Annotated in this window: 21 protein-coding genes, 1 pseudogene and 1 CRISPR repeat array; of the genes and pseudogenes, 12 read left to right on the forward strand and 10 right to left on the reverse strand. The window is 69.2% G+C overall.

Going from position 1 to position 26726, the window contains the following annotated elements:
* The first annotated feature begins 70 nt into the window (after positions 1–70).
* Genes casB through cas2e form a run of 6 tightly spaced genes read left to right on the forward strand, consistent with a single transcriptional unit; the run spans position 71 to position 4785 of the window.
* Positions 71–796 carry a type I-E CRISPR-associated protein Cse2/CasB gene (gene casB, locus CWS50_RS01730; protein ID WP_127841413.1) on the forward strand — a complete coding sequence of 242 codons (726 nt, stop codon included), beginning with the start codon at positions 71–73 and terminating at the stop codon, positions 794–796.
* A 3-nt stretch (positions 797–799) separates the two neighbouring features.
* Positions 800–1936, forward strand: a complete 1137-nt coding sequence (gene cas7e / locus CWS50_RS01735) for a type I-E CRISPR-associated protein Cas7/Cse4/CasC (protein ID WP_127841414.1) — start codon at positions 800–802, stop codon at positions 1934–1936.
* Complete coding sequence (gene cas5e / locus CWS50_RS01740) at positions 1936–2694, forward strand: type I-E CRISPR-associated protein Cas5/CasD (protein WP_127841415.1); 759 nt, start codon at positions 1936–1938, stop codon at positions 2692–2694. Before cas7e ends, cas5e begins: the two co-directional genes overlap by 1 nt.
* Entirely contained in the window at positions 2685–3437 is a 753-nt protein-coding gene (gene cas6e / locus CWS50_RS01745; protein ID WP_127841416.1) for a type I-E CRISPR-associated protein Cas6/Cse3/CasE, read from the forward strand. The genes cas5e and cas6e overlap by 10 nt, the downstream gene beginning before the upstream one ends.
* Positions 3438–3442: 5 nt before the next feature.
* Positions 3443–4399 carry a type I-E CRISPR-associated endonuclease Cas1e gene (gene cas1e / locus CWS50_RS01750; protein ID WP_127843152.1) on the forward strand — a complete coding sequence of 319 codons (957 nt, stop codon included), beginning with the start codon at positions 3443–3445 and terminating at the stop codon, positions 4397–4399.
* Positions 4393–4785, forward strand: a complete 393-nt coding sequence (cas2e, locus tag CWS50_RS01755; protein ID WP_127841417.1) for a type I-E CRISPR-associated endoribonuclease Cas2e — start codon at positions 4393–4395, stop codon at positions 4783–4785. The genes cas1e and cas2e overlap by 7 nt, the downstream gene beginning before the upstream one ends.
* 44 nt (positions 4786–4829) lie before the next feature.
* Positions 4830–7177: direct repeats of the CRISPR family, unit length 28 nt; unit sequence GTTGACCCCGCACGCGCGGGGATGATCC.
* A gap of 94 nt (positions 7178–7271) precedes the next feature.
* Here cas2e and CWS50_RS12870 read toward each other — a convergent pair.
* The 5 genes from CWS50_RS12870 to CWS50_RS01780 form a co-directional block, all read right to left on the reverse strand.
* Positions 7272–7691 (reverse strand): cyclophilin-like fold protein, encoded by a 420-nt coding sequence (locus CWS50_RS12870; RefSeq protein WP_164860048.1) that lies wholly within the window; start codon positions 7689–7691, stop codon positions 7272–7274.
* Positions 7692–8142: 451 nt separating this feature from the next.
* A complete protein-coding gene (locus tag CWS50_RS01765) occupies positions 8143–11013 on the reverse strand; it encodes a DEAD/DEAH box helicase (RefSeq protein WP_127841419.1) in 2871 nt (956 codons plus the stop codon).
* Positions 11014–11112: 99 nt separating this feature from the next.
* Positions 11113–12300, reverse strand: coding sequence for an ABC transporter permease (locus CWS50_RS01770; protein WP_127841420.1), 1188 nt, complete (start codon positions 12298–12300; stop codon positions 11113–11115).
* The gene (locus CWS50_RS01775; protein ID WP_127841421.1) at positions 12287–13450 is read right to left on the reverse strand and encodes an ABC transporter permease; all 1164 of its coding nucleotides are present in this window, start codon (positions 13448–13450) and stop codon (positions 12287–12289) included. The genes CWS50_RS01770 and CWS50_RS01775 overlap by 14 nt, the downstream gene beginning before the upstream one ends.
* A gap of 66 nt (positions 13451–13516) precedes the next feature.
* Complete coding sequence (locus tag CWS50_RS01780) at positions 13517–14575, reverse strand: ABC transporter ATP-binding protein (protein WP_127841422.1); 1059 nt, start codon at positions 14573–14575, stop codon at positions 13517–13519.
* 298 nt (positions 14576–14873) lie between these two features.
* Here CWS50_RS01780 and CWS50_RS01785 point away from each other — a divergent pair, with 298 nt between their 5' ends.
* The gene (locus CWS50_RS01785; protein ID WP_243118406.1) at positions 14874–15977 is read left to right on the forward strand and encodes a sensor histidine kinase; all 1104 of its coding nucleotides are present in this window, start codon (positions 14874–14876) and stop codon (positions 15975–15977) included.
* Positions 15974–16645, forward strand: coding sequence for a response regulator (locus CWS50_RS01790; protein ID WP_127841423.1), 672 nt, complete (start codon positions 15974–15976; stop codon positions 16643–16645). Before CWS50_RS01785 ends, CWS50_RS01790 begins: the two co-directional genes overlap by 4 nt.
* Here the strand turns inward: CWS50_RS01790 and CWS50_RS13135 are convergent.
* The 3 genes and pseudogenes from CWS50_RS13135 to CWS50_RS13145 form a co-directional block, all read right to left on the reverse strand.
* Entirely contained in the window at positions 16624–16869 is a 246-nt protein-coding gene (locus CWS50_RS13135; protein WP_206610522.1) for a LysR substrate-binding domain-containing protein, read from the reverse strand. The genes CWS50_RS01790 and CWS50_RS13135 overlap by 22 nt on opposite strands.
* A 127-nt stretch (positions 16870–16996) precedes the next feature.
* Positions 16997–17344, reverse strand: a pseudogene (locus CWS50_RS14005) (LysR family transcriptional regulator substrate-binding protein); the annotation flags it as partial.
* Between the two features lie 46 nt (positions 17345–17390).
* Complete coding sequence (locus CWS50_RS13145; RefSeq protein WP_206610450.1) at positions 17391–17561, reverse strand: LysR family transcriptional regulator; 171 nt, start codon at positions 17559–17561, stop codon at positions 17391–17393.
* A gap of 354 nt (positions 17562–17915) precedes the next feature.
* Here CWS50_RS13145 and CWS50_RS01800 point away from each other — a divergent pair, with 354 nt between their 5' ends.
* Together CWS50_RS01800 and CWS50_RS01805 are read left to right on the forward strand one after the other, a co-directional pair.
* Entirely contained in the window at positions 17916–18857 is a 942-nt protein-coding gene (locus CWS50_RS01800) for an alpha/beta hydrolase (protein ID WP_243118407.1), read from the forward strand.
* Between the two features lie 321 nt (positions 18858–19178).
* On the forward strand, positions 19179–19964 hold the full coding sequence (locus tag CWS50_RS01805) for an SDR family NAD(P)-dependent oxidoreductase (RefSeq protein WP_243118408.1): 786 nt from the start codon (positions 19179–19181) through the stop codon (positions 19962–19964).
* Here CWS50_RS01805 and CWS50_RS01810 read toward each other — a convergent pair.
* The gene (locus tag CWS50_RS01810) at positions 19930–20586 is read right to left on the reverse strand and encodes a hypothetical protein (protein WP_127841425.1); all 657 of its coding nucleotides are present in this window, start codon (positions 20584–20586) and stop codon (positions 19930–19932) included. The two genes, CWS50_RS01805 and CWS50_RS01810, sit on opposite strands and share 35 nt — an antisense overlap.
* Before the next feature lie 596 nt (positions 20587–21182).
* On the opposite strand from CWS50_RS01810, the gene CWS50_RS01815 reads away from it, so the two are divergent.
* On the forward strand, positions 21183–22454 hold the full coding sequence (locus CWS50_RS01815) for an ATP-binding protein (protein ID WP_127841426.1): 1272 nt from the start codon (positions 21183–21185) through the stop codon (positions 22452–22454).
* Positions 22455–23043: 589 nt separating this feature from the next.
* Positions 23044–25509: a glycoside hydrolase family 3 N-terminal domain-containing protein gene (locus CWS50_RS01820; protein WP_206610491.1), complete on the forward strand. Its 2466-nt coding sequence runs from the start codon at positions 23044–23046 to the stop codon at positions 25507–25509.
* A gap of 39 nt (positions 25510–25548) precedes the next feature.
* Here CWS50_RS01820 and CWS50_RS01825 read toward each other — a convergent pair whose 3' ends face one another.
* Positions 25549–25848: a TA system VapC family ribonuclease toxin gene (locus tag CWS50_RS01825; protein WP_206610452.1), complete on the reverse strand. Its 300-nt coding sequence runs from the start codon at positions 25846–25848 to the stop codon at positions 25549–25551.
* Positions 25849–26726: the final 878 nt, after the last annotated feature.

The following is a 26726-nucleotide window of genomic DNA, read 5'->3' on the forward strand; positions in this document are numbered from 1 at the left end:
AACCAGGCAAGACAGGTCAAAGTACAGGTCGACACACAGATCGACAAACAGAGCAAGGTAAGGAGCAAGCATGACCACAGCGGACGCCCCCGCCAGCGGAGGGGATACCGGGGCGCAGCCGCCCCAGGGCTGGTGCCGACGCCGTCGGCTCTACGACGTCGGAAAGGTCGTGGACCGCAGGGTCACCGGTCTTCAGGAGCGCTACCTAGCGGACTCCCCTCAGGCTCGTGGCGAGCTGGCCGGGCTGCGCCGGGCCGTGGCCCGCCAGCCTGGTGAGGTCCCTGAGGTGTGGGAGCTGACGCAGGTCGCCTCCGTCCCGGACACTGCCAGCGACGCCCCCACCTGGGAGGAGGTCGCCGTCCACACCGCCGTGACCCTCTATGCCCTCCACCAGCAGTCCCAGGCCAGGCCGGTGCACGTCCCGGGCGTGGGCCTGGGAGCGGCGGCGCGCAGGCTCGTGGAATTGTTCGGTGAGGAGTCCTCTACGCGTAAGCGCTTCAACGCCCTGGTCACCTCCGCCACCGTGGACGAGCTCCGCCACCACCTGGGCACGCTCGTCTCCCTGCTGCGCTCCCACGACATCGTCCTGGACTACGCCATGCTCGCTGACGACGTCCACCAGTTCCAGCGGCCTGACGGCCCCAGGGCCGTCCGCCTGCGCTGGGCCCGCCAGTACTACGCCATTGACTCACGCTCCTCCTCGGAGCCGGACCCGGAATCCCGTAGCCACGCCGGCCCTGTGGCCTCGCCCGGAGACCCGGACGCCACCCCCACAACCACTACTCCAGAAAGCTGAGACATGAGTACCTACGTCGACATCCACGTCATCCAGAACCTCCCTCCCTCCTGCGTCAACCGGGATGACACCGGCTCGCCCAAGTCCGCTGTCTACGGCGGCGTGCGGCGCCTGCGTGTGTCCAGCCAGTCCTGGAAGCGGGCTACCCGCCTCTATTTCAGGGACCACCTGAAAATTGAAGGTCTCGGAATGCGAACCCGTCGCCTTCATCAGGTCTTGTCTGATAAAATTGCTGCTATTGATCCTAGTCTTGCGGAGGAGTCGACAAGGCTTGCTGTAGAGACGGTAAACTTGGCTGGAAACAAAGATGGAAAGATTGTGGCAACAAACAGAAAGGGAGAGGTGTCTGAAAGTAATACGCCCCTGTTCTTTATCTCTCCTTCCCAGATTGAGGAGGTCGCCAGGCTGGCGGTGGGTAAGAAGAGGGGGGACAAGGTGAAGAAGGGGGACGTAGAGGAGGCTCTGGATGCCCTCGCTGCTATTGATATAGCGTTGTTCGGAAGAATGGTGGCGGCAGCCCCCAGGCTTAGGATGGACGCCGCATGCCAGGTTGCCCACGCCATCTCCACCCACGCGGCCGAGACGGAGTACGACTTCTTCACCGCCGTCGACGACGCCAAGCACGACTCCGACGAGGAGGGGGACGCCGGTGCGGGCATGATGAGTACTGTCGAGTTCTCCTCAGCCACCGTCTACCGCTACGCCACCGTCAACATCGACATGCTCAAGGAGAACCTGGGGGAGATCGAGGCCACCCTGCGGGCGCTGACCGCCTTCATCGAGGGGTTTGTGCGCTCCATGCCCTCCGGTAAGCAGAACACTTTCGCCAACCGCACCCTGCCAGAAGCCGTGGTCGTGACTGTGCGCGACGACCAGCCGGTCTCCCTGGTGGGCGCCTTTGAGAAGCAGGTCCGCCAGACCGAGGACTCCGGCTACCTTCAGCGCTCGGTGGAGGCCCTGGCCCGTCACGCCACCACCATTGAGGCCAACTACGGGGCTAAGCCCCTGCACAGCTACGTGGTGAGCCTGAGCGACTCTGAGGCGGTCGCCTCCCTGGGTGAGCGGGTGGCCTTCACCGAGCTGGGGCAGCGGGTGCGCGACAGCGTCGCGCCTCGAGTGCCCGGGCAGGAGCAGGCCTGATGGGCGTGCTGCTCCTGAGGCTCGCCGGACCCATGCAGGCCTGGGGGGTGAGGTCCCGGTTCACGGTCAGGGAGACCGAGCTGGCCCCTACCAAGAGCGGGATCCTGGGGATACTGGCCGCCGCTGCCGGACGGCGGCGGACGGACCCGGTGGAGGACCTGCTCACCCTGCGCTTCGGGGTCCGCAAGGACCAGCCGGGCAGGGTCATCCGGGACTTCCACACGGCGCGCTCCCTCGACGGGAAGGACTCGATGCCTTTGTCTGACAGGTACTACCTGGCCGACGCCGTCTTCCTGGCGGGGATCGAGGGTGAGGCCGACCTGCTGGAGGGCATGGAGGAGGCACTGCGCCACCCTCGCTTCCCCCTCTACCTGGGGCGCCGCTCCTGCGTGCCCAGCCAGCCGGTGGCTATGGGGCTGCGCGAGGGGAGCCTCCTGGAAGCCCTGCGGCAGGAGGCCTGGCAGGCCTCACAGTGGTACCGTCGCCGCAGGGGCTGGCTGGAGGCGGAGATACTCATTGACGCTGAGGCCACGCCGGAGGAGGAGCGTTCCGGTGATCTTCGGGGCAGCCGGGATGTTCCACTCTCCTTTGACCCCAGGCGACGGGAGTACAGTTTTCGGGAGGTCGAGCGCCACCATGTGGTGCTCGGGGAGCCTCGCGGTGACACGCGCGACCCTCTGGGCGCCGCTCAGGAGGGACGGCAACGTGACCCTCACGACCCCATGCTCGAGCTGGAGGAGGCGCAGACGTGTTCCTGACGCGGATCGAGATCGACCCCAGGCGTAGGCTCGCCCGCAGGTACTTGGGGTCTTCCCAGGTGATGCACGCCGTCGTGATGAAGGCTGCCACAGGAGGTGACGCTGCTCCGGTAGAGGACCCTGAGGTTGTGGGACCAGGTGCAGGGCGGGTGCTCTGGCGGGTTGACGTGGGCGACTTTGGCGTTCTTCTCTACATCCTGTCCCCGCAGGCGCCAGCGATCCAGCGGTTGGAGCACGAGGTCGCCGCTCCCGGGACGCAGGCCAGGACCGTGGACTACGGGCCGTTCCTCTCCCGGTTGGCGGACGGTCAGGTGTGGGCCTTCCGGCTCGCAGCCAACCCGCAGCGTGCTGTGCCTCAGGGGCTTGGTGTGCGGGGCAAGCGCTGTGGACATGTCACTGTGAACCAGCAGCGGCAGTGGCTGACAGAGCGTGCTGCTAGAAATGGGTTCAGCCTGCTGGACCAGGACCCGTCTAGCGGTCACAGTGCCGGGGTGACGGCGCCATATGCTCCGGAGGCGGATAACTGGGCATCCGTCCTCGTAGTCCGCAGACAACGTCCCGTGTTCTCTCGTCAGCGTGACGGGGGACGGGGGCGGGACCGGGTGAGGATTAACCGGACCGTCTATGAGGGGGCCTTGAGGATCACCGATGTCGCGCTGATACGACAGGTCCTTGTGGGCGGGCTGGGGGCTTCCAAGGCCTATGGTTGTGGTCTGCTGACCCTGGCACGCCCAGGAGGCTGATGGCTGTGGCTCGACTGCTTCCGGTACCCGTGACTGCCCTTCCACGAGCACAGGACCGGACAAGTTTCCTCTACCTGGAGCACTGTGTGGTCCACCGGGAGGACGGCGCCCTGACAGCGAGGAACGACAAGGGGACGGTCAGAGTCCCAGCAGCCTCGCTCCTGGCTGTCCTCCTGGGACCGGGTACCTCGGTGAGTCACCAGGCGATGGGGCTGCTGGGAGATTGCGGCACGACAGCGGCCTGGGTCGGGGAACGTGGCGTGCGCTACTACGCGCACGGGCGCTCCTTGGCCTCTTCCACACGCCTCCTCGTCGAGCAGGCAGCGCGCGTCTCCTCGCCTCAGAAAAGGCTGGCCGTAGCCCGGCAGATGTACAGCATGAGATTTGAGGACGAGGACGTCACGGGGCTGACCATGCAGCAACTTCGGGGGCGGGAGGGGGCACGGGTGCGCGCCATCTACCGGGAGCACTCCAAGAAGACCGGGGTGCCCTGGCAGCGTAGGGACTACCGTCCGGACGACTTCGAGGCCTCGGACCCGGTGAACCAGGCATTGTCTGCAGCCCACGCTGCTTTGTACGGGGTGGTGCACGCTGTCATCATGGCGCTGGGGTGCTCGCCTGGTCTGGGGTTCGTCCACACCGGGCACGAACGCTCCTTCGTCTACGACGTGGCCGACCTCTACAAGGTGGAGGTCACCATCCCGGTGGCCTTTGACGTGGTCGCGGAAGGGATGTCTGACCTGAGCGGGACCACTCGGCGCCGAGTGCGCGACCGGATCTTCGAGCTGCAGGTCATCGAGCGGACGGTGCGTGACATCTATCGGCTGCTCGGTGTCAAGGAGGACGCGGATCTGGGGGTCAACGTGGTCTCCCTGTGGGACTACCAGCGGCAGGTCATCGCTGGGGGCGTCAACTACACCGTGCTGAGTGACGAGGCGGAGGGCGGCGATCCCGGGTGGTAGTGATTGTGCTGTCGGCTGCACCAGCGGGGCTGCGAGGGGCGCTGACCCGATGGCTGCTGGAGGTGGCTCCCGGGGTGTTCGTCGGGCACCTGTCCGCCAGGGTCCGCGAGCAGGTGTGGGAACTGGTCGAGGCCAACATCGGTGACGGGCGTGCCCTGCTGGCCTACTCGGCACGCAACGAGCAGCGCTTTGCAGTGGTGTCCCTGGGGCACGAGCGTGACCCTGTGAACGTGGAGGGCTGCCTGGTGATGCAGGCGCCTTACAAGGATGTGAAAGAGCAGGCTGCCCTTCCTGGTGCTGTCAAGGCTCCGAAGGAGTCCTGGTCAGTCGCCGCCCGACGACGTCGCTACCGCAACGCTACCGAGCGGGCCCTAGGTCAGCAGTGAAGGCATATGGCCTGGTTGCGTGGTATCGTCGCAGGTCAGGAAGTGTTGACCCCGCACGCGCGGGGATGATCCCAACGGGGCCGACGTACAGAGGACGCTCGCACGGTTGACCCCGCACGCGCGGGGATGATCCGACTGTCCGTCTACATAGATCCGGCGCTGCGGGGTTGACCCCGCACGCGCGGGGATGATCCGCTGACGCTTCATCCGCAGGATCGCGGACTCAGGTTGACCCCGCACGCGCGGGGATGATCCCATCCCCTCGCAGGACAAGGGAAGGCATCACCAGTTGACCCCGCACGCGCGGGGATGATCCGGACGTCCTTCCCGGAGTCCTCCGGGGCGACGGGTTGACCCCGCACGCGCGGGGATGATCCCCTGCCGTCGAAGGTCACCGCGTAGGTACCGGTGTTGACCCCGCACGCGCGGGGATGATCCCCACACAGAGACACCCCCATCAGCGCACCCCGTGTTGACCCCGCACGCGCGGGGATGATCCGGGGGACTGTGTAGGTGGGCATGTCTCCTCCTGGTTGACCCCGCACGCGCGGGGATGATCCCCTGAGGAGCCGCGAGCGCGAGCGCGTGATGTAGTTGACCCCGCACGCGCGGGGATGATCCCGTGAGCCGATCGAGGAGGTTACGGTCGCTGTTGTTGACCCCGCACGCGCGGGGATGATCCGATCCGGCGCGCTATGCTGCACTCCGGCCGGCAGTTGACCCCGCACGCGCGGGGATGATCCGGGCGTGGGCAGGGACGTTGCCGACGAGCTGCGCGTTGACCCCGCACGCGCGGGGATGATCCGGTGGTGCTACCGGTGAGGCATGAGTGGTTGCAGTTGACCCCGCACGCGCGGGGATGATCCCCAAACCCCCCGGAAGTAGAACCAGAAAAGAAAGTTGACCCCGCACGCGCGGGGATGATCCCATCGGCACCACGCCCGCTACCCGAGCTGTCAGCGTTGACCCCGCACGCGCGGGGATGATCCCGAGATCCTGGCCGAGGACGGCGGTGTCAGGGGGTTGACCCCGCACGCGCGGGGATGATCCGACGTACTTGGTGGGTGCGGTGATTTTCTCACTGTTGACCCCGCACGCGCGGGGATGATCCCGCTGCGACGAGCTGGTCCGGTGCGGGCTCGGCGTTGACCCCGCACGCGCGGGGATGATCCGGACGACAGCGAGACGGAGCGGCTGCTGGCGGCGTTGACCCCGCACGCGCGGGGATGATCCGAGGCGCAGCTGGCCGAGCTCGTGGAGGCGCTGGTTGACCCCGCACGCGCGGGGATGATCCTGGAGGCTCGGTGGGGGCGGGGGCGCCGGTGGTGTTGACCCCGCACGCGCGGGGATGATCCGCCGCACCGTCCGAGACGACGGGCTTCAGGTACGTTGACCCCGCACGCGCGGGGATGATCCAAAATCAGCTGCGAGGGGGACGCGCTACGCAGGGTTGACCCCGCACGCGCGGGGATGATCCAACCTGACCCCAGTCAATCCCGGCGACCCAGGAGTTGACCCCGCACGCGCGGGGATGATCCCACGGCCCGCCTCATCCCGGACACGGAACGCGAGTTGACCCCGCACGCGCGGGGATGATCCGGGCAGGCCCACCCTGAGCGCGGACCTGATGGCGTTGACCCCGCACGCGCGGGGATGATCCCGCCGTGATGAGCGGCTACGGCGTCACGACCTTGTTGACCCCGCACGCGCGGGGATGATCCCGTGAACCGATCGAGGAGGTTACGGTCGCTGTTGTTGACCCCGCACGCGCGGGGATGATCCGCCGTCGATAATCGCCTTCACGGTGGGTGAGGCGTTGACCCCGCACGCGCGGGGATGATCCCGGGTGGCCGAGCAGCTGGTCGTCCACAGCCGTGTTGAACCCGCACGCGCGGGGATGATCCGCCTCCCGAGAGCGTATGATCGGGATCACGGGCGTTGACCCCGCACGCGCGGGGATGATCCGGAAGGACAACTTTTGTGACTACTATCGCTGTCGTTGACCCCGCACGCGCGGGGATGATCCGGAGACCAGAGCCATGGAGGAGACCCTGGAGCAGTTGACCCCGCACGCGCGGGGATGATCCGGCAGTCCAGAAGATGCCCTGGCTGCGCCCTGAGTTGACCCCGCACGCGCGGGGATGATCCGGTGACGCGCTCGACGACGGTGTGCTCGCCGTCGTTGACCCCGCACGCGCGGGGATGATCCGGTCTCCGCTACCGGCGTCCCTGCCTCTCGGCGGTTGACCCCGCACGCGCGGGGATGATCCCGGAGGAGAAGGATGATCACTGTGGAGGAGGCTGTTGACCCCGCACGCGCGGGGATGATCCCAGGGTCCTCACGCTCGGTACACGCACGGCTCAGTTGACCCCGCACGCGCGGGGATGATTATCAGTCACGGCGACGTCTGTGCGTGTCGGCTGGGCGTTGGTGGGGTGCGTACTCCGTTCCGGGGCCTTTGTGTGTTTAGCCGGGCCGGGTACGGCTAGTTGGGGAGACGTATTGTAGGCAGTTTCAGCTTGTAGGCAGTTTCAGCCTTTCTAATAACCGCCTCAGTTGGCCCCGTCACCCTCCTGAGCGTGCTGATGACCGTCGTGCTGTCCCCGCTGATGCGCCCGATGACGTACAGGCCCGGCCAGTGTCCCACTGAGGAGTAGGCCAGGACGAGTACCTTGTTGGGTGTGTACCAGGCGATGTCGCCAGCCTGGGGCGCGGCGGCTGACATCCCGGTCACGTCCAGCGCCTCGGGCAGGGCGGCCAGGATCTCCTGCCCGGCGTAGTCGGAGAAGGACACTGTGACGGGCAGCTGGCGCAGCAGGGAGCGGCTGGCTGGGGAGTCGTCCAGGGTGGCTGCGAGGAGGGAGCCGCCCAGGGTGATGGTAATGGGGTGTGTTGTGGTGCTCATGGGTTCTCCTGTCTGGGAGAGGGCGGACCGTGGTGCCCTGTTCGGCGCTGTGCCGGGTCCGCTTGTGCCGCAGCGCCGGGCGGTTCCCCTGATCGGGTGCTCGAGCATGACTCTAGACCGGGCTGCTAGCGGCTGGGAGGTCCGCACAGGCCTCCCCTGGGGCCGCTGCCGTGTACCCGTCCCCTGCCTTGTCCTGGAGTCCTGGACCTGCCTGCGGGCGCTGGTTCCAGGTTCTGACTCCTGGCTCACCGTGCTCGCCGCCCGCTGTCCTTGTCTGGCGGGGCACGGCCTGCTGGGCTGTGCCCTCCTTCTCCTCAGCTGAGGGTCTTCCTTCCTGGGCGCAGGCTGTACCGCGACAGAGGCAAGGGCGCTACTACTGGGCCGCCAGTCAGGAGCAGGTAAGGAGAGCCAGGACAGGAAGGAGACCGTACCGCCACAGGGGCGAGGGCCACTACCGTGCTGCATGGTCCTTTGCTGCATCGCCTCCGGGGGGCGCCGCCTGCACCAGCAGCCTCAGCAGGGCTGCGGCCCCCTGCTTGTCCAGGGGCTCGTTGTTGTTGCCGCACTTGGGGGACTGGACGCAGCTGGGGCAGCCGTTGGTGCACCCGCACTGCTCGATGACGTCGAGCGTGGCGGCGAGCCACTGCCGTCCGGCCCGGTACCCGCGCTCGGCGAACCCGGCCCCTCCGGCGTGGCCGTCGTGGACGAAGACGGTGGGCTGCGCCGTCTGGGGGTGCAGCGCTGTGGACAGCCCGCCGATGTCCCAGCGGTCGCAGGTGGCCACCAGGGGCAGGATCCCGATGGCGGCGTGCTCGGCGGCGTGCAGTGCCCCGGGCAGCACGTCGTCACCCAGCCCCGCTGCCTCACAGACCTCCCGGGGCAGCGTCCACCAGGTGGCGGCGGTGGGCAGCACCCGCTCGGGCATGTCCAGCGGGTGCTGGGAGACCACCTCCATCCCTGGCAGCGCCAGCCTGCTGTAGCCGGTCACCTGGCTGGTGACCTCCACCGAGCCGAAGGACCAGGTGACGGCGGGCACTCCCGGCAGCCTTTGCCCGCCACTCGGTTCCTTGTCTCCTCCCGGCTTCCCGCCGTCCTGCGGCACCACCCACTCCTGGCGCTCACGCTCGGCCAGGATGCGTACGCTGGTGCGCGAGCGGGCCCGGGTGCGGTAGCCGACCGCTGCCTGCTGGCGCACGAAGGCCGCCTCCTCGGTGAGTTCCTCCACCACGTACACCGTCCCCTGGTGCACGTAGACGGCCCCCTCGTGCACGGTGGAGTCCGCCGCCGCGCCGTCCACGGTACCGATGACCGTCCCCGTGCCCGTCTCCACCACGGGGACGGCTGGCGGGCCGTCCCCGCGCAGGGAGGTGAGGTCCTGCGGCCGTCCGGGCAGGTTCACGTTCCAGAACCACCCGGTGGGGCGCCGCCGCAGGGCGCCGCGCTCCTCCAGCTCGACCAGCAGGGAGTCGTCGGCCAGGCCGAACAGGGCCAGGTCCTCCTGCCTCAGTGGGGACTCCGAGGCCGCCGCGCACAGGTGCGGGGCCAGCACGTAGGGGTTGGCCGGGTCGAAGACGGTGGCCTCCGGGGAGGCGAAGACCGCTTCGGGGTGGTGGACCAGGTAGGCGTCCAGGGGGTTGTCGGAGGCGATGAGGACAGCCAGGCCGCGCCCGCCTGCCCGCCCGGCCCGGCCCGCCTGCTGGCTCAGCGACGTGCGGGTGCCCGGCCACCCGGCGATGACCACCGCGTCCAGGCCGGTGACGTCGATCCCCAGCTCCAGGGCGCTGGTCGTCGCCAGGGCGCGCAGGCGCCCACGGCGCAGGTCCGTCTCCAGGGCGCGGCGCTCCTCCGGCAGGTAGCCGCCACGGTAGGCGGCCACGGTCCCCGCCAGCTCGGGCAGGGACAGCCCCAAGGTGTGGCGGGTGCGCTCGGCCACGATCTCCGCGCTGCGGCGGGAGCGGACAAAGACCAGCACCCGGGCCCCCACGCTGAGCAGGTCCACTGTCAGCTCGGAGGCCTCCACCAGCGCCGAGCGCCTGGCTGCTGGGTCCTCGGGGTCGGCATGGGCCGCCGGATCGCTGAGGCCAGAAGGGCCGGAGAGGTCACTGCGGGCGGAAGGGCTGACGGGGCCAGAAGGGTTGGAGGCGGTGGTGGGGTCGGCTGGCCTGGCTGGCGCGCCCACCGGCCCCGGGGCGGGTGTGCCTGGGGTTCGGTCGCCCGCGTGGTCGAGGAGGGCACCCGCCACCCACGGGTCGCGCAGGGCAGGCTGCCACAGGGCCAGGCTGCGCTGCCCCGCCGGAGCGCCGTCCTCGCTGACCGTGACGACCTCGCTGGGCTGCGCCCCGATGAGCCGGGCGGCGGTCAGGGCGGGCTCGGCGGCGGTCGCCGAGGCGCACAGGACCACCGGCTGGGGACCGTCGGGCCGCAGCCGACGCACCAGGCGCAGGAGCCGCCGCAGCACCAGCGCCACGTGCGCCCCCAGCACGCCCCGGTAGGCATGGCACTCGTCGACGACGACGTAGCGCAGGCCCCGTAGCAGGCGGGTCCAGCGCTCGTGGCCGGGTAGGAGGGAGAAGTGGAGGAAGTCCGGGTTAGTCAGCACGACGTCGGCGTGAGCACGAACCCAGTCCCGCTCGGCCATCGGCGTGTCCCCGTCGCAGGCGCCGGTGCGCACCGTGCGCAGACCGACGGCGGGACCGGTGCTCCCGGCACCAGCGGGTCGGCTGTGCTCGTGGTCGTACGTGGGGCTGCGCTCATGGTCGTACGTGGGGCTGCGCTCCCGACTGTGCTTCTGGAGGCGCTCCTGGCCATGCCCATCCTGGACGCTGTGCCCATCCTGGACGGCCTCCAGCGCGGCGACCAGGCGCTCCAGCCCCACCGCCTGGTCGGCAGCCAGGGCCTTGGTGGGAGCCAGGTACATAACGGTGGGCCGCTGCCGCAGGGCCGAGACCCTCCCGCCGTTCTTCTCCCGGACGTTCTCACGCCCTCCCCCGCGCGGCCGACCGCTAACCGGGGCCGGGCACGCTGCCTGTGCCGCCAGGACGTCGCTGAGGGCGGGCAGCCAGGCGGCCAGGGACTTGCCGGAGCCGGTTCCCGTGGCCAGGACCGTGTGGTGCCCGGCGTGCAGCGCCTCGGCGGCCTCCACCTGGTGGGTCCAGGGGCGGGTGATGCCGGTGCGGCGGTAGGCGGCCACCAGGTCGGCGTCAGCCCAGGCGGGCCAGTCGGCCTGGCGCCCAGGGCGTGCCGGGACGTGCTCCAGGTGCACCAGGCGCCCGTCACGCGCGCCGACAGACTCCAGCAGCTCGGTGAGGTCGCGCGTGGTCATGCGCCCAAGTGTGCCCCACCGCAGGGGCTGTAGTGCCCGAGCCGGGAACCAGGTCATCCCTGTCGTCAGGGTGCCCCACCGCAAGGGCTACAGGAAGGGCTACAGCGAGGACCGGGCCCGGGGCCGCCCCACGGCGACCCCGCTGCTGAAGACGGCCAGGGCGAACAGGGCGCACACCGCGCACTGGCCCACCATCGTCGTGATGGTGTCGCTGTTGAGCGAGGGCGCGGTAGACGCCGTCTGAATCACCTGGTTCACCCAGTAGCTGGGCGTGATCCTGGTCAGTGGCGCCAGCGCGTCAGGCATGTACTCCAGCGGCATCCACGCCCCCGACAGGAACGTGAGCACCATACTGAGGATGTTCGCCACGGCGTTGGCCACGTTGCGGCCCGTCCCCAGCTGGCCCAGGAGGAACCCGACTGCCACGGAGAAGAGCATGTAGGAGAACAGCGCCAGGCCCACCAGCCCCAGGGGCAGCGCCGACTCTGCCGCGTCCGCGCCGGTGAAGGCCACCATGCCCAGGCCGAGGACCCACAGCCACCCCACGGTGCCCACCATGAGGCAGGCAGCCATGACGCCGAGACTGCGCACGATCCCGCTGGTCGGGGCGGAGGCCAGGCGTGAGCGCACCGGGCGGCGGCTCAGCGCCAGCATGAGCGTGGAGACGGCCACCACACCGAAGGCGAACAGCGGGTAGAGGGAGAACTCGGTGAAGACCCTGAAGCGTTCCGGCAGGGACGGGGAGGCCACGCTGATCACCTCGGCCCGTACGGACTGGTCCACTGCCCCGCGCGCCAGCGTGACCGCCTCCTGGGGGGTGGCCCCCGACAGCGAGAGGTAGTCGTAGACCTGGTCCAGGAAGGCGCCGGCCCGCACGTCCACGCGTGAGCCCGTCGCGGACTGGTAGCTGACCACGGTGTCCAGCACCGGGGGGTCCTGCCCCTCCTGGGCTGCGGCGACGAGCTCCTCCCCGTATCCCTCGGGGATGATGAGGACGTACTGGACCCAGTCCTGGGCGGCGGCGTCCTGGAGCGCCCTCCTGGCGTCCTCCAGGGAGACGGCCTCCCCCTGGGACTCCACGTAGCCGGTGAGCCCCTGGGAGATGGTGGAGCCGTCCCGGTCGATGACGGCCACAGCAGGCTCCTCCTCCACGAGCCGGCCGTCCTCCTGCGAGCTGGAGGCTGCTGCGGCAGTGAGCAGGCCCAGCATGCTCAACAGGACCAGGTAGACCAGGACGTAGAGCCGGTGCGCGGCGACGATCCGCAGCGACGTCCTAAAGATGCTCATGGCTCAGCCTCCTCATGCGCACCAGCGCGACGGCCAGGAACAGGAGGGTCATGCCCCCCATGACGGCGCAGCAGCGGGCGAAGGGCTCAAGGCTGTCGTAGTAGAGCAGGGCGAAGAAACTCCGGGCGATCTGCCACAGGGGGTTGGCCTGGGCGAGCAGGGGGGCGGACTGCTCCACGGTGTCGGCCAGCTGCTGCGCGCCGGGACCGTACAGGCCGGTGAGCAGCGACAGCAGAGCCACATTGCCGGAGACGATCCCCAGGTTCATGCCGCGCACCGTGCCCAGGGCGGCCCCGGCGGCGCAGGTCATGAGGCTGGCCACGGCGATCGCCAGGTGGCACAGCCAGGTGCTCGGCCCGAAGCTGATGTCGGCCACCGCCCGGATGACGTAGAAGGCGATAAGCAGGCAGGCGACGATGCACACCCACGAGCCGACCAGCGTCCCCAGCAGCACCCTCCAGCGGGCTGTCCCTGCCAGGCTGCGGCGGGCACCCAGCGGTGAGGATGTCGCCACGACCCCCTGGGCGGCGATGACGGACACGGCCGCCCCCGTCCCGCAGGCGAAGGCGAGCAGGGCGTAGTAGAAGCGCACCTGCGGGTCCGCGGGCTCCTGGGTGACCTGGACCTCCTGGGTGTGGGTCCGCGACACCTGGGTGGCCGCCATCTGCTCGGGGCCGACCCCCCGGGTGGTGAGCGCGGCGTACTCGGCCCGGGTGCTCAGGTAGGACTCCAGGACGGCCCGCAGCACGGGGACTGTCGCCTCGTCGCTGCTGGCGGGGGAGACGTGGAGGACCGGCTCGTCGTCCTCCACGGCCAGGTAGCCGATGGTCTCCCCCTCCAGGGCCGCGTCCTCCGCCTCAGCGGGGGAGGAGACGGGGTGGGTGTTGACCAGGTGCATGTCCCCGTCCTGGGAGGAGACGGCAGTGACCACCTCCTCCAGCCCCTCCGCGTCGCGGTAGGGCTCATCCAGGACGACCCCCAGCTCGACGGGGTCGGCCTGGTAGAGCTCGTCCATGCCGGAGAACATGCTGGAGAAGATGAGTGACAGGATGACAGGCAGCCCCAGCGTCCACAGCAGCAGCACCCGGTCGCGGACCAGGTGCAGCGCCTGGTAGGCGCCGATCGTCACGACCTCTGACACCGCTGACATCACCGCACCGCCTTGAACAACGCAGACATAGCAGACACCACTGACAGCGCTGGCATCACGGGCTCCTCAGGCTGCCTCGTCGCGCAGGGCGCGCCCGGTCATCTCCAGGAAGACGTCGTTGAGCGTGGGTGGCTCGGAGGCCACCCGCCCGCAGGTGACCTCCTGCGCTGCCAGCACCTCCATGACGTCGGAGAGGTTGTGGGCGCCGGGGGTGCACTCGACGAGCAGCTCGGGAGCCTGCCAGGCCGCGGAGCGCACGTGACTCAGGCGGCGCACCTGCTCGACGGTCTCCTCCCCAGGGGCCTCAGGGGCGACCACCTCGACGCGGATGCGCTCTCCGACCCCGATCATTGACTTCAGCTCGCTGGTGGTGCCGCTGGCGACCTCCTTGCCGCCGTCGACGATCATGATCCGGGTGCACAGCTGCTCCACCTCCTCCATGTAGTGGCTGGTGTAGATGATGGTCGCCCCCTGCCGGTTGAGGTCCCTGATGCCGTCGAGGATCGCGTTGCGGCTCTGGGGGTCCACCGCCACCGTCGGCTCGTCGAGGATGATGAGCTCGGGCCGGTGGGCGATACCGCAGGCGATGTTGAGCCTGCGCAGCAGACCCCCGGAGAGCCTGGCGGGCCGGAAGCCCGCGAAGCGGCCCAGGTCGACGAAGTCAATGGCCTCCTCCACCAGGGCCCGGCGCTGCCTGCGGCCGGGGACGTAGAGGGCGCAGAAGGCGTCGATGTTCTCCCTCACCGTGAGCTCGTCGAAGACGGCCACCTCTTGGGGGACGATGCCGATGCGGCGCTTGAGGTCGTAGGAGGTGGCCCTCATTGGCTGCCCCAGGACGCTGATCTCGCCCCGGTCGCGGGTCAGGAGCTGGAGGATGCAGCTGATCGTGGTGGTCTTGCCCGAGCCGTTGGGCCCCAGCAGGCCGAAGATCTCGCCCGAGGCGATCCGCAGTGTCAGGTTGTCCACCGCGACCAGGTCCCCGTAGCGCTTGACCAGGCCCTCGACCGCCACTGCGCTGCCGGTGCTGCCGGTGGCGGTGACTCTGGTGGTGGCGCCCGGTGTCGAGGCCGTGCTGCCCACTGCCTCTGACGAGGTGCCGGAGGTGCCGGTTGTCGTGTCAGGCATCTGTCTCCTTCTCCTTCGGGCTCCTTCGGGGCACTTGTTCGAAGTCCTTGTTCGAGGCCCTTGCCGACAGGCCTCCTGCCTGTTCCCGTCTGCTCGTGCCTGCCCGCCTCGTCTGCCCGTGCTCGTCATCGTGCCGCAGCCCCGCCAGCCAACACAGCTGAGCGCTGTCACGAGACCCGCGTCTACCCGTGACAGATGTCATGGAGAGGTCTCCCTGAGACCTTCTCGGCCCAGGGGTGGGAGAGTGCCGGGTGCGCCAGGTGCTCCGGGCGCGCTGGGTGTGCCGGATAATCGACCTGTGGGACCACTGGTGGACAAGAGCGTCGTCCTGGGTGGCTGCACCGCCCTGATGCTGGTGGTCGGCGTACCCGGTGTCGTCCGGGTCGTCTGGGTGCTGGTGGCGGTGGTGCTGAGCAGCCTGTGCGTCCTGGCCGAGGGCAGGCGCGGGGCCGTCGTCGCCCCGGCTGCCTACCTGGTGGCGGGCTGCCTGTCGCCGGAGTCCGTGCTCGGCGCGCCCCTGGCCGCCTACGACCTGGCCCGTTCCACCACGCTACGGGCAGGCGGCACCTGGCTGCTCCTGCTGTGCGGGGGGCCTGTGCTGGCGGCAGCGACAGGGGCGCGGCTGCCGCCGACGGCTGTGGTCCTGGCGGCCGTCCTGTGCGCCGTGGCGGTGCTCCTGGGTGTGCGCACCGCGCAAGGGGACCTGACCCGGGGTCACTTGTACCGTCTGCGGGACGACCTGCAGGTCAAGGTGGTCGCCCTGGAGCGCACCAACGCCCGCCTTCTGGAGGCCCAGGACCACGAGGTGCGGGCGGCCGCCCTGTCGGAGCGCACCAGGATCGCCCGCGACATCCACGACACGGTGGGGCACCTGCTGACCCGCCTCACCCTGAGGGTCAGGGCGCTCCAGGTGCTCCACCGTGACCACCCCACCCTGCCGTCGCAGCTGGAGGAGGTGGGTGCCACTCTTGAGGAGGCGCTGGGCTCCGTGCGGCGCAGCGTGCACGCCCTGTCCGAGGAGGGCGAGGACCTGCCCACGGCCCTCAACCTGCTGGGGCTGCGCTGTGGCATCAAGGACGTCGCGGTCAGCTGCCTGCTGGACCAGGCCCCGCCCACCGACGTCTCCCACTGCCTGCTGGCGGTGACCCGGGAGGCGCTGACCAACGCCGTGCGCCACGGCGCAGCCGACTCCGCCCGGGTCGCCCTGGCCGAGTACCCGGCGTTCTGGCAGGTCACTATCAGCAACGATGGCGCGGTGCCGGGCCGGTCCGCCCGTCCCGATCCCGTGGGCATGGGCCTGCGCTCCATGAGGGAGCGGGTCGAGATGCTGGGGGGAGTCCTGCGTGTCACCCCCTCCCCGAGGTTCACGGTCTTCGCCACCATCCCGAAGGGGGACGCATGAGGGTGCTCATTGTTGACGACGACGCCATCGTCGCCAGCTCCTTGGCCACGATCCTGTCGGCGGAAGACGATATCGAGGTCGTCGGCCAGGGCGGCAGCGGCCCGCAGGCCGTGGCCGGGTACGCCCGCCACCAGCCCGACATCCTGCTCATGGACATCCGCATGCCCGGCGGTGACGGGCTGAGCGCGGCGGAGCAGGTCCTGGAGCATGACAGGCAGGCCCGCATCGTCTTCCTCACCACCTTCTCCGACGACGACTACATCGTGCGGGCGCTGCGGATGGGCGCGCGCGGCTACCTCATCAAGCAGGACGTGGCCCAGGTGGCCCCGGCCCTGCGCAGCGTCATGGCCGGGCTGACCGTCATGGAGGGCCAGGTCCTGGAGCGTACCGCGACCATGGGGGAAACCATGGAGGCGCCGACAGGCTCCCTGCGGGCGCCCCGGCCCCGGGGATACGGGGAGCGGTCAGCGGTCTTCGCCTCGCTGACCGAGCGCGAGTACGAGGTGGTCGAGGCGCTGTCCGAGGGCCTGGACAACGCCGAGGTGGCTGGGCGGCTGTTCATGAGCGAGGGCACCGTGCGCAACCACATCAGCGCGGTGCTGGCCAAGCTCGGGCTGCGCAACCGCACCCAGGTCGCGGTGCTCTACTACCGCTCCGCCGGGGCGTGACCGGCTGCTGTGGGGTCCTGGGGGTCCTGGGGGTCCTGCAAGCTCCCCAGCGAGGAGCGCACCTGGGCCAGGAAGCGTTGCGCGATGGGCGAGAGGACCTGTTCCCGGCGCCAGATGAGGTGCATGTGTGAGGTCAGCGTGGGCTTCAGCGGGCGGAAGGTGAGGCCGCTGGACGGGCTGGTGTCCACCAGGTGGTCGAAGGCGAGCAGGTAGCCCAGTCCCATCCCGGGCGAAGACGGCGCCGTTGTAGGCCAGCTGGAAGGTCCCCTCCAGGGTGAGCTCCCCCATGCGCTCCCCGGCCCAGCCCGGGATGTCACGCTCCCAGGACTGCTCGGAGCACAGCAGCGGCAGGCCGACCAGATCCTCGACGGTGACGGCCTCCTTGGCTGCCAGGGTGCTGCCGCTGCGCATGACGACCCCCCACACGTCGATGACCGGCAGGGGAAGGCTCCCGTACCTGGTGGCGTCCGGCGGCTCGACGAGCGCGGCGAAGTCGAGCAGCCCGCGGTCAAGGCTGTCGGTGACCTGTGCGGTACCGCCGCTGGTGACGTGATAGCGCAGGCGGGGGCAGTGCCTCCTGAGGTGGCTGATCTCCTGGGCGAGGACGCTGACCTGCCAGGACTCGGCCAGGCCCAGGTGCAGGTCACCGCCGGTGACGTCGTCCAGGCCGCGGAACTCGGTCTCGATACGGTCCGCCATGCGGACAAGGTCGGTGGCGGCTCGTGCAGGAGCCTGCCCTCCTCCGTCAGCTCGATGCTGAAGGAGTGCCGGGTGAACAGCTTGTGCCCAGCTCGCGCTCCAGCGACCTCACCTGCTTGGACAGCGTGGGCTGCGTGACGTGGAGCGCTCCGGCGGCCCGGGTCATGTTCTCCTCGCGCGCGACCGCGAGGAAGTAGCGCAGTGTCTGGATCTCCATGATGCGGTCGGCTCCCTGTCTGCGAGGTTCGGGGGTGCGGCGTGCGGGCATGTGCGGGTGCGGTGTGTGCCGCGCGTCGGGCGCGTCGCGGCGGGCGCTGTGCGTGCGGGCGGGCGGCGTATGGGGCGCGTGCCGGGTGTGCCCACAGGAGTGCCCGACGCAGATATTCTACCTAGGAATATCCAGGATGCTGAATCGCCATTAGCATTATGGCATGCTGCTGGTGAGAATAGGTGGTGACCGGTCGGGCTGTGGGGGCCTGACCCAGGAGCGAGGAGTAAGGACCATGACCAGACGGACAACACACCCGGCCCCCGTGAGGACACGCTGGAGCTGACGCAGGAGTGGGACAAGGTGTTCCCTCGCTCCACCCAGGTGGACCACGCCAAGGTCACCTTCCACAACCGGTTCGGCACCACCCTGGCGGCCGACCTCTACCGGCCTCAGGGTGCCGGGGGGCCGCTGCCCGCGCTGGCCGCGTCCGGTCCCTTCGGTGCCGTCAAGGAGCAGTCCAGCGGCCTGTACGCCCAGGCCATGGCTGAGCGCGGCTTCCTGGCCGTCGCCTTCGACCCCAGCTTTACCGGCGAGTCCGGGGGCGCACCCCGCTACATGGCCTCCCCGGACATCAGCATCGAGGACTTCCAGGCCGCCGTCGACTACCTGTCCGTGCGCGGCGACGTCGACCCCGAGCGCCTCGGCGTCATCGGCGTCTGCGGCTGGGGCGGCATGGCCCTGGCCGCGGCGGCCGCGGACCCGCGCATCAAGGCCACAGTGGTCTCCACCATGTACGACCTGAGCCGGGTGGCCGCCAACGGCTACTTCGACTCCTCCGACTCCGCCGAGGCCCGCAACCAGATGCGCGCCTCCGTGGCGGCGCAGCGCACCGCCGACTACCGGTCCGGCACCTATGCCATGGCTGGCGGCGTGGTGGACCCCCTTCCCGACGACGCCCCCGACTTCGCCAAGGACTACTACGCCTACTACAAGACGCCGCGGGGCTACCACCCCCGCTCTCTGTACTCCAACGACGGCTGGACGGTGGTCGGCGGCTCCTCCCTGATGAACGCGACCTTGCTGGGCTACATCGAGGAGATCGAGAACGCGGTGATGATCCTCCACGGGGACGTGGCGCACTCCTACTACATGGGTAAGGACGCCTTCGCCAGGCTCCAGGGTGACAACAAGGAGATGGTGACCGTGCCGGGCGCCTCCCACACCGACCTCTACGACGGTGGCGGCAAGGAGGCCATCCCGTGGGAGAGGATCGCCGAGTTCCTCACGGCAAACCTGGGGTGAGGCCCGGGGCGACCGGGCGGCCCTGGTAGCCCTGGCGGCCCTGGCACGATCCGGCTAGGCAACAAAAAGCTCATAGGCAACATGGCTCCGTGTTGCCTATGAGCTTTTTGTTGCCTGGGGGCGTGTCTGGGGCGTGCGGCGCTGGGGCTGGGGGCGTGTCTGGGGCCGCGCGTCAGCTGGCTCTGCGCTCCCACAGGCGTACCTGCGGGTGCACAGTGCGGTCAGCAGGCCGCACTGACATGCCCGGTGACATGCCTGGCCCGCAGCACCGGCAGGTCCGGCCCGTGCCGTCACGGGCCGCAGACCGGAAAGGACCACGCAGTGCCGCCAGCAGCAGAGCTGTTCAGTATCCGGGGCAAGAACGCCGTCGTCGTAGGGGCCAGCTCCGGCCTGGGGGCCGACGCCGCCCGCGCCTACGCCCAGGCGGGGGCCAACGTCGCGCTCCTGGCCCGGCGTACCGACCGTCTGGAGGCCCTGAGGCCCGAGCTGGAGGCCCACGGCGTCACCGTGGTGGCCGCGGGCTGGGACGTCACCGACGAGGCCAGCTGCCAGGCGGCGGTGGAGAAGGTCCTCGCCGAGTTGGACACCATCGACATCCTGCTCAACAACGCCGGTGTCGCCGTGGGAGGCGGGGTGGAGACCCTGAGCGACGAGGACTGGGACACCTCACTGGGCACCAACGTCAAGGGGATCGCCCACGTCTCCAAGTACGTCATCCCCCACATGAAGGAGGCCCACTACGGGCGCGTGGTCAACATCGCCTCGGTCAACGCCGTCATCGCTGACAAGACCGACGCCTTCATCCGTCACTCCTACAACGCCTCCAAGGCGGCAGTCACCGGCCTGACCAAGGGCATGGCCGCCTCCTACGCCCGCTACGGCATCACCGTCAACGCCCTGGGTCCGGGCCTGTTCCCCTCCGAGATGACGCAGCATACCCTGTTCGCCTCCCAGGAGTTCCTGGCCGCCTACAACACGCTGAACCCGGCCGGGCGCCCCGGTGCCTCCGGGGAGCTCAACGGCCCGGTGCTGTTCCTGTCCTCCGACGCGTGCAGTTACGTCCAGGGGCAGTTCATCGCCGTGGACGGCGGGATGACCATCGTGTGAGGCTGGCTGCGTGAGGCCGCCCGGGCGCTCTTCTTCTCCCAGCGGCGATCTGGTAGATGGTGTAGCCCGCCCAGGTGAGGCCGCCAATGAGAAGAAGAAGGCCGCTTAACAGGTCCGAGTATCGTTCAGACCAGGGGATTTCAGGCGGTGCGACGGACAGCCTCCGGGTGACGACGGGGTCGGCGATGACGCATGCCGCCGGGACAAGGCGAGCCAGCAGTGGCAGGGCTCCACGCTGCTGTGAGAGCCACCCGAGTGCTCCCAGGGGGCAGCACAGCACCGCTCCTGCGATGAACCACTCGATGTTGGCGAGCATCGCACCGTGGTTGTAGACGGGCGTGAGGATTCCCAGTGCGTAGTGGGTTCCCAGGGCGCACTGGGCGCTCAGCACCCCGGCGAGCGCCCCTGCCCGGGGGGTCGCCGTCAGGCTGCCGCAGTAGAAGGCCAGGGCGGCCCACAGGGAGCCGGAGTTGACCAGCTTGGCGCCAGCCTTCCGAAATCCCGAGTAGGTCTGCCAGCCGCCTTCCATCTCCTCCTGGAACGAGATGTTGAGGACCAAGGAGATGGTGCCGAGAAGAACAGAGAGAAGAAGGACCTTCTTCCAGTTTGAGTGCCCGGGCATGTGGGAGCTCCCTGTGGCTGCGGTGGGACGGTGTGCGTGGAGCAGGCTGCGCGCTAGTCCTGCCCGATCCTGCTTGGCCCATAAGACTCGTTCGTCCCTGACGGCGTCGAGCGTAACGTGGCTGCTGACCGTGCCATCCTCGCCGCTGACAGCACGGCTGCCAAGTGTAACGTCTCTATAGCGAAGAGGCAAACCGGTAGGCGGCTGCGTGCTTTTCCGCGAGGGCGCGGCCCAGCTTCCCCGGTCCCTCACCTCCCTCCGGCCAGGTGCACGCGCGAGGCCACGTCGTCGTGGTGAGCGGGCTGCGTGGGCAGGGACCTGTGCGGCGCTGCGTCAGGGACGTAGGTCAGTTCGCACGCCCCTGTTGGGGGCGAGGACCTGTGCGGCACTGCCGCCGCTGGCTGCAGGCTCCGCTGCGTCGTGGTCCGGTGGGGCTTGTGGATCTCGTCGCTCGCAGCAGGCGCCATCTGACCGGCTGGATGCGCGCCACATGACCGGTTAGAATGGCGCCATCTGACCGGCTGGATGCGCGCCACATGACCGGTTGATCAGGGGGGAAGCCTGCGGTGGCGCGGAAAATCGGCAAGGGAGGGGTGATGAGGGTGGCGGATGCTACGGGCTACCGGCCCAGGGTCGTTGACACCCTGGTCACGGACATCATGGGGTACTCCGGCGGCCTGCTGCTTGAGGGTGTGCGCGCCTGCGGCAAGACCATGACCGGCCGCCACCACTGCGCCTCCGAAGTGGCCCTGGACAGCGGGCTCCCACAGGTCCAGGCGGCGCTGGACCTTGACCCCGCCCTGCTGCTGGACGGTGCTGCCCCACGGCTGGTTGACGAATGGCAGGTTGCGCCGGTCCTGTGGAACGTCGTACGGCGAGAGATTGACCGCAGACAGGCGCCGGGACAGTTCATCCTCACCGGCTCTGCCGTGCCTTCGGAGGACGCGGCGCGGCACTCTGGTGCGCACCGCATCTCCCGGGTGCGGATGCGTCCCATGACCTTGTTCGAGCGTGGTCTGGGCGACGGACGGGTGTCACTGGCTGCTCTCTTTGCCGGTGAGCTCCCGGACCCGGTGCTCGACTCCACCATGACAGTCCCCGACGCCCTGGACGCCCTGGTGCACGGCGGCTGGCCGGGGGACCTGGGCGCCACGACGACCCAGGCGCAGCGCCACCTGCGCGACTACGTTGACGACATCGTCAGTACTGACGTGGGCCGTCTAGACAGGGAGCCCCGTCGCGACCCGCTCCGTCTCCAGGCCCTCCTGCGCTCGCTGGCCCGCAACGTCGCCACGGAGGCGTCCTTCGCTACCCTTGTCAAGGACGCCTCCACCCAGTCGATGAGGGTGGAGACCGCTGTCGCCTACGTCAACGCCCTCAAGCGGCTCTTTGTTGTCGAAGAGCAACAGGCATGGGCGCCGCACCTGCGATCCCGGTACGCTGTGCGGACCTCCCCCAAGTTGCACCTCGTTGACCCGGCACTGGCGGCTGCTGTCACCTCGACCTCGACGCAGCGTCTCATGCACGACCTCCCGACTGCGGGGCTGTGGTTCGAGTCCCAGGTTGTCCAGCACCTACGGGTCTTCGCCGAGGCACTGGGTGGCCGGGTGTACCACTACCGGGACAAGGCGGGTAAGGAGGCGGACGCCGTCGTCGAGCTCGACGACGGACGCTGGGCCGCTTTTGAGGTCAAGCTCGGGCAGAGGCAGGTTCCTGCCGCGCAAGCCTCCTTGGCCAGCCTCGTCGCTGACATTGACACGGCGCGCACGCCCGCGCCGGTGCTCACCGCCGTGGTCACCGCCGACGGCCCCACGATGCGGTTGCCCGACGGCGTCCTCACCTTCCCGCTCCACGCCCTGGGGCCGTAGGCGATCGCCCGCGCGCTCAGGCAACAGAAACGTCGTAGGACAACACGGCACCATGTTGTCCTACGACGTTTCTGTTGCCTCATAGGGCGACCGGTCCCTCATTGGATGACCGGAACGTCGGTCTTCTGTGAAGATTCGCTACATCCTGAGGATTCGGTTCTCGGTGAGGATTTGGTACGTCTGGTGGGTGCCTGCGGTCGGCGTACACTGTCTGGGGCTGCTCGCGGCGTGACTGACCTGACGGTGAGGCTGAGTCCGCTCGGCAACAGCGACCGGGTCGTGCCGAGGCTCCGGAGCCATCTCCGGAAGTAGTTCCAGAAACAGGTCGGGCGGATGGGCTATGCTGCCCTCGTGCTCGACGGTGAGCGCACAGGTGGCCTCATGCGCCGTCGGCCAAGCCGCATGCAGGTGCGTGACCAGCTCGGCTAGTCCTCGGAAGGAGGCGATCCGCCGTGGGGCACCGAACAGGACGGCACGGACCAGGTACCAGGGCACGACCCGGGCGGCACGCCGGGTCCCGGGCCAGGTAGCAGGTGTGGTAGTGCAGGACACGAGCCGGGAGGCTGATGGCACCATGAACCAGCACGAGATGAACCAGTACGAGATCGACCACTTGGAGGCAGTGCGCGCGGGCGCGCCCGAGTCCATGGTGCTGCTGAAGACCGACGGCTCCTTCCCCCTGGAGCGCCCCGGGCACCTGGCCCTGTACGGGGCGGGGGCACGGCGCACCGTCAAGGGCGGCACCGGCTCCGGCGACGTCAACTCCCGCCACGTCGTCACAGTTGAGGAGGGGTTGGAGAAGGCGGGCTTCACCATCACCACTAAGACCTGGCTGGACGCCTACGACCGCATTGCCGAGGAGCACCACCAGGCCTTCGTCGCCGGTATCCGGGAGCAGGCCAGGCAGGAGGGGCGGCCCGCCATCATGGTGGGCATGGGCGCCGTGGAGCCCGCCCCCGACTATGACCTGCCGCTGGACGGTGGTGGTGAGGCCGCCGTCTACGTCCTTGCCCGCGACTCCGGGGAGGGCAGCGACCGCAGCCCCCAGGCCGGCGACGTGCGGCTGACCGCCTCCGAGGTCCGCGACATCACCGCGCTCGCGGCGGCGCACGAGCGGTTCCTCCTAGTCCTCAATGTCGGAGGAGTCGTGGACCTGAGCCCGGTGGCCGACGTCGCCAACATCCTCCTGCTCTCCCAGCTGGGGGCAGTCACCGGTGACGCCTTCGCCGACGTCCTGCTGGGCAGGAGCTACCCCTCCGGCAGGCTGTCCACCACCTGGGCGGCCTGGGAGGACTACTCCACCGAGGGCGACTTCGGCGAACCGGACGACACCAGCTACCGCGAGGGCGTCTACGTCGGCTACCGCTACTTCGACTCGGTAGGCAAGGTCCCGATCTTCCCCTTCGGCCACGGCCTGGGCTACACGACCTTCTCCATCGGCGCTCCCGCCGTCAGCGCATCCGGCTCCGGGATCTCCGAGATCACTGTCAAGACCACCGTCACCAACACCGGTGCCGCCGCAGGTAAGGAGGTCCTCCAGGTCTACGTGTCCGTGCCCGCAGGCAGGCTTGACCAGCCCTACCAGGCCCTGGCCGGGTTCGCCAAGACCGGTGAGCTCGCCCCCGGGGCCACGCAGGAGGTCACCATCACCGTTGACCTGACCGACCTCGCCTCCTATGACGCCTCCAGGACCGCTACCGTCCTGGAGGCGGGCGACTACGTGGTCCGGGTGGGCTCCTCCAGCCGTGACACGGTGCCTGCCGCCGTCGTCGAGCTGGCTGAGACGGCGGTGGTCCGCCAGCTCCACAACGTCCTGGGAGACCCCGGCTTCACCGACTTCCGACCAGCCTCCCCGGTGAGCGTCGGGGCGCCCGCTGACGTCCCGCGCCTGGCTGTGGCTGCCGCAGACCTGCGGCGTGAGGACACCCAGCTGCCGGTGGACCTGAGCGGGGCCATCGACGAGGTGAGGCGACTGTCTGACGAGAAGCTCGCCTACGTCGTGCTGGGCCAGTACGAGGACAGCGCGGACAGGCAGTCCGTCGTCGGCCAGGCCTCCCAGACGCTCGTCGGTGCCGCCGGACAGACGACCACGCGTGTCGAGGGCCTGCCCTCCCTGGTCATGGCTGACGGCCCCGCCGGCCTGCGCCTGGCGCCCCAGGTGGGTGAGGACGCCGAGGGCCGGTTCCCGCTGGGGGAGGCGCTGGGCGGCCTGTTCGCCGAGCTCATGGACGAGGAGTCCGTCGTCGCGCTGGGCGGTGAGGTCGGCGCCGACACCGAGCGCGTGCCGGAGCGCACGTTTGAGCAGTACGCCACCGCCATCCCGATCGGTACCGCTGTGGCCCAGTCCTGGAACCCGGACCTGGCTGAGTCCTACGGCGACCTAGTCGGCGCGGAGATGGACCACTTCGGTGCCCACCTGTGGCTGGCCCCGGCCTTCAACCTGCACCGCTCCATCCTGTGCGGGCGCAACTTCGAGTACCTCTCCGAGGACCCGCTGCTGGCTGGGCGTGTGGCGGTCGGCATCACCCGCGGCGTGCAGTCCCACCCGGGGCGCGGCGTGACCGTCAAGCACCTGGCCTTCAACAACCAGGAGACCAACCGCTTCAACTCCAACAGCCGCGTGTCGCAGCGGGCCGCCCGGGACCTGTACCTGCGCAGCTTCGAGATTGTGGTCCGTGAGGCCCAGCCGCGCGCGGTCATGACCTCTTACAACCTGGTCAACGGGGTGCACACCTCCGAGTCCGCCGAGCTGCTGGAGACGATCCTGCGCCAGGAGTGGGGTTTCGTCGGCCTGGTCATGACCGACTGGGTGGTGCGCGCCATGACCCGTACCGACCTCACCTACCCGCGCGCCACTGCGGCGGCTACCATCAAGGCGGGCAACGAGCTGTTCATGCCCGGCTGTGAGGAGGACCGCCAGGATATCCTGGCCGCCTTGCACGGCCAGCCCGAGTCCGGGGTGAGCCTGACCCGGGCTGAGCTGGAGAAGCAGGCCGCCCGGGTGGTGCGCATGGCCCACAGGCTCGGTGACACCGCGCCCGCGCCGCAGGCGTGACCACTGCGGGCAGGTCCCGGTCCGGGGCTGCTTGTGCTGCTACGTGTGCTCGGGAGTAACCCAGCGAAGATCTTTGAAGCGGGCGAAGTCGCTGTCAAAGGAGCAAACGCTGGTTCCGTGCTCAAGGGCAAGCGCGGCGAGGTGGGCATCGGTCACCATGTTTCCGCGCAGGTCGCCGCTGATGAGAAGCTGGCTGAGAATGTCGCGGTGGCGGACTCCCGGAGTGGGTACCCAGACCTGGTCGGCGTCGAGCCAGTCGGTGACGTACCTCCACGCGTCACCTGGGGTGAGAGGGGCTGCTGACGCGCGCGGGCGGGTAGGCGGGTCCGGACGGGCCACCCACCTGGCTGCTCCTTGAGTGGTGATCGCCGCGCGAGCGGTAGGTGGGCGCCTCGGGGCCTGGCTGTGCTGGGGCCTGTTGTGTGGTGGCGGGATTTGTGCGCTCCTCTGGTGGTGCGTCTGGGGGCTGGTGGTCGTGGCTCGTGGGCTGGGTTGCGCACGCTCGTTCTGGGGTTGGGCGCGAAAGCCGCGTGATTACGCGGATCCTGGTTTGACGCGTGACCGGTGTACGGGGCTCCCATGTGCAACAAGGAGCTTGATGCACATGGGAGCCTTTCAGGCCCTGCGAGCCTGTGTGGTGAAATGGCGTGACTCCGCGGATCCGTATAGATACGGAGGAAGGTGGGCGTGTCGCCGGCTCCAGCGTCATGGGCGTCGGCTCGGGCTGGTGACCGGCTGCGGGCAGCCGGTCTGTGCCAGGTCTCCTCGGGCGGAGGTGCTCTCCGTCCTACGCTCCGGCCCGGAGCGTCTGTGCCAGGTCTCCTCGGGCGGTAGGGCTGGCTGAGTGGCTGTCGGGACGGGCGCAGCAGGTAGAGGTCTGCTTGTGAGCCGCCTTCCGACTACTGGTGCGCCAGGGGGGCGTACGATGGGCGGCCACGCGGAAGCTACGCCTATCGGGACAAAAGTCCTTGCTGATACCACAATATATTGTGTCTGTGAGGGAATCGAGATACCAGATGATGTGTTGTGGTGGTTAGAGGTGGCTCCCTTAAGGAGTAGGCTCAAGGCTGTCGCCGCCGTCCGGGAGGTCTGCGAGGGGGGCGACGGCGCCCGCCGGAGCTGGTCGTGTCAGTGCCAGCGGGCACCATGGCGCCCAGGGTCTGCAGGCCCTGGACCGTACAAGAACAGCCTTCACCGACACCGAACCTGACCACGTC

It is taken from the genome of Actinomyces wuliandei, from assembly GCF_004010955.1.
GTDB classification, from domain to species: domain Bacteria; phylum Actinomycetota; class Actinomycetes; order Actinomycetales; family Actinomycetaceae; genus Actinomyces; species Actinomyces wuliandei.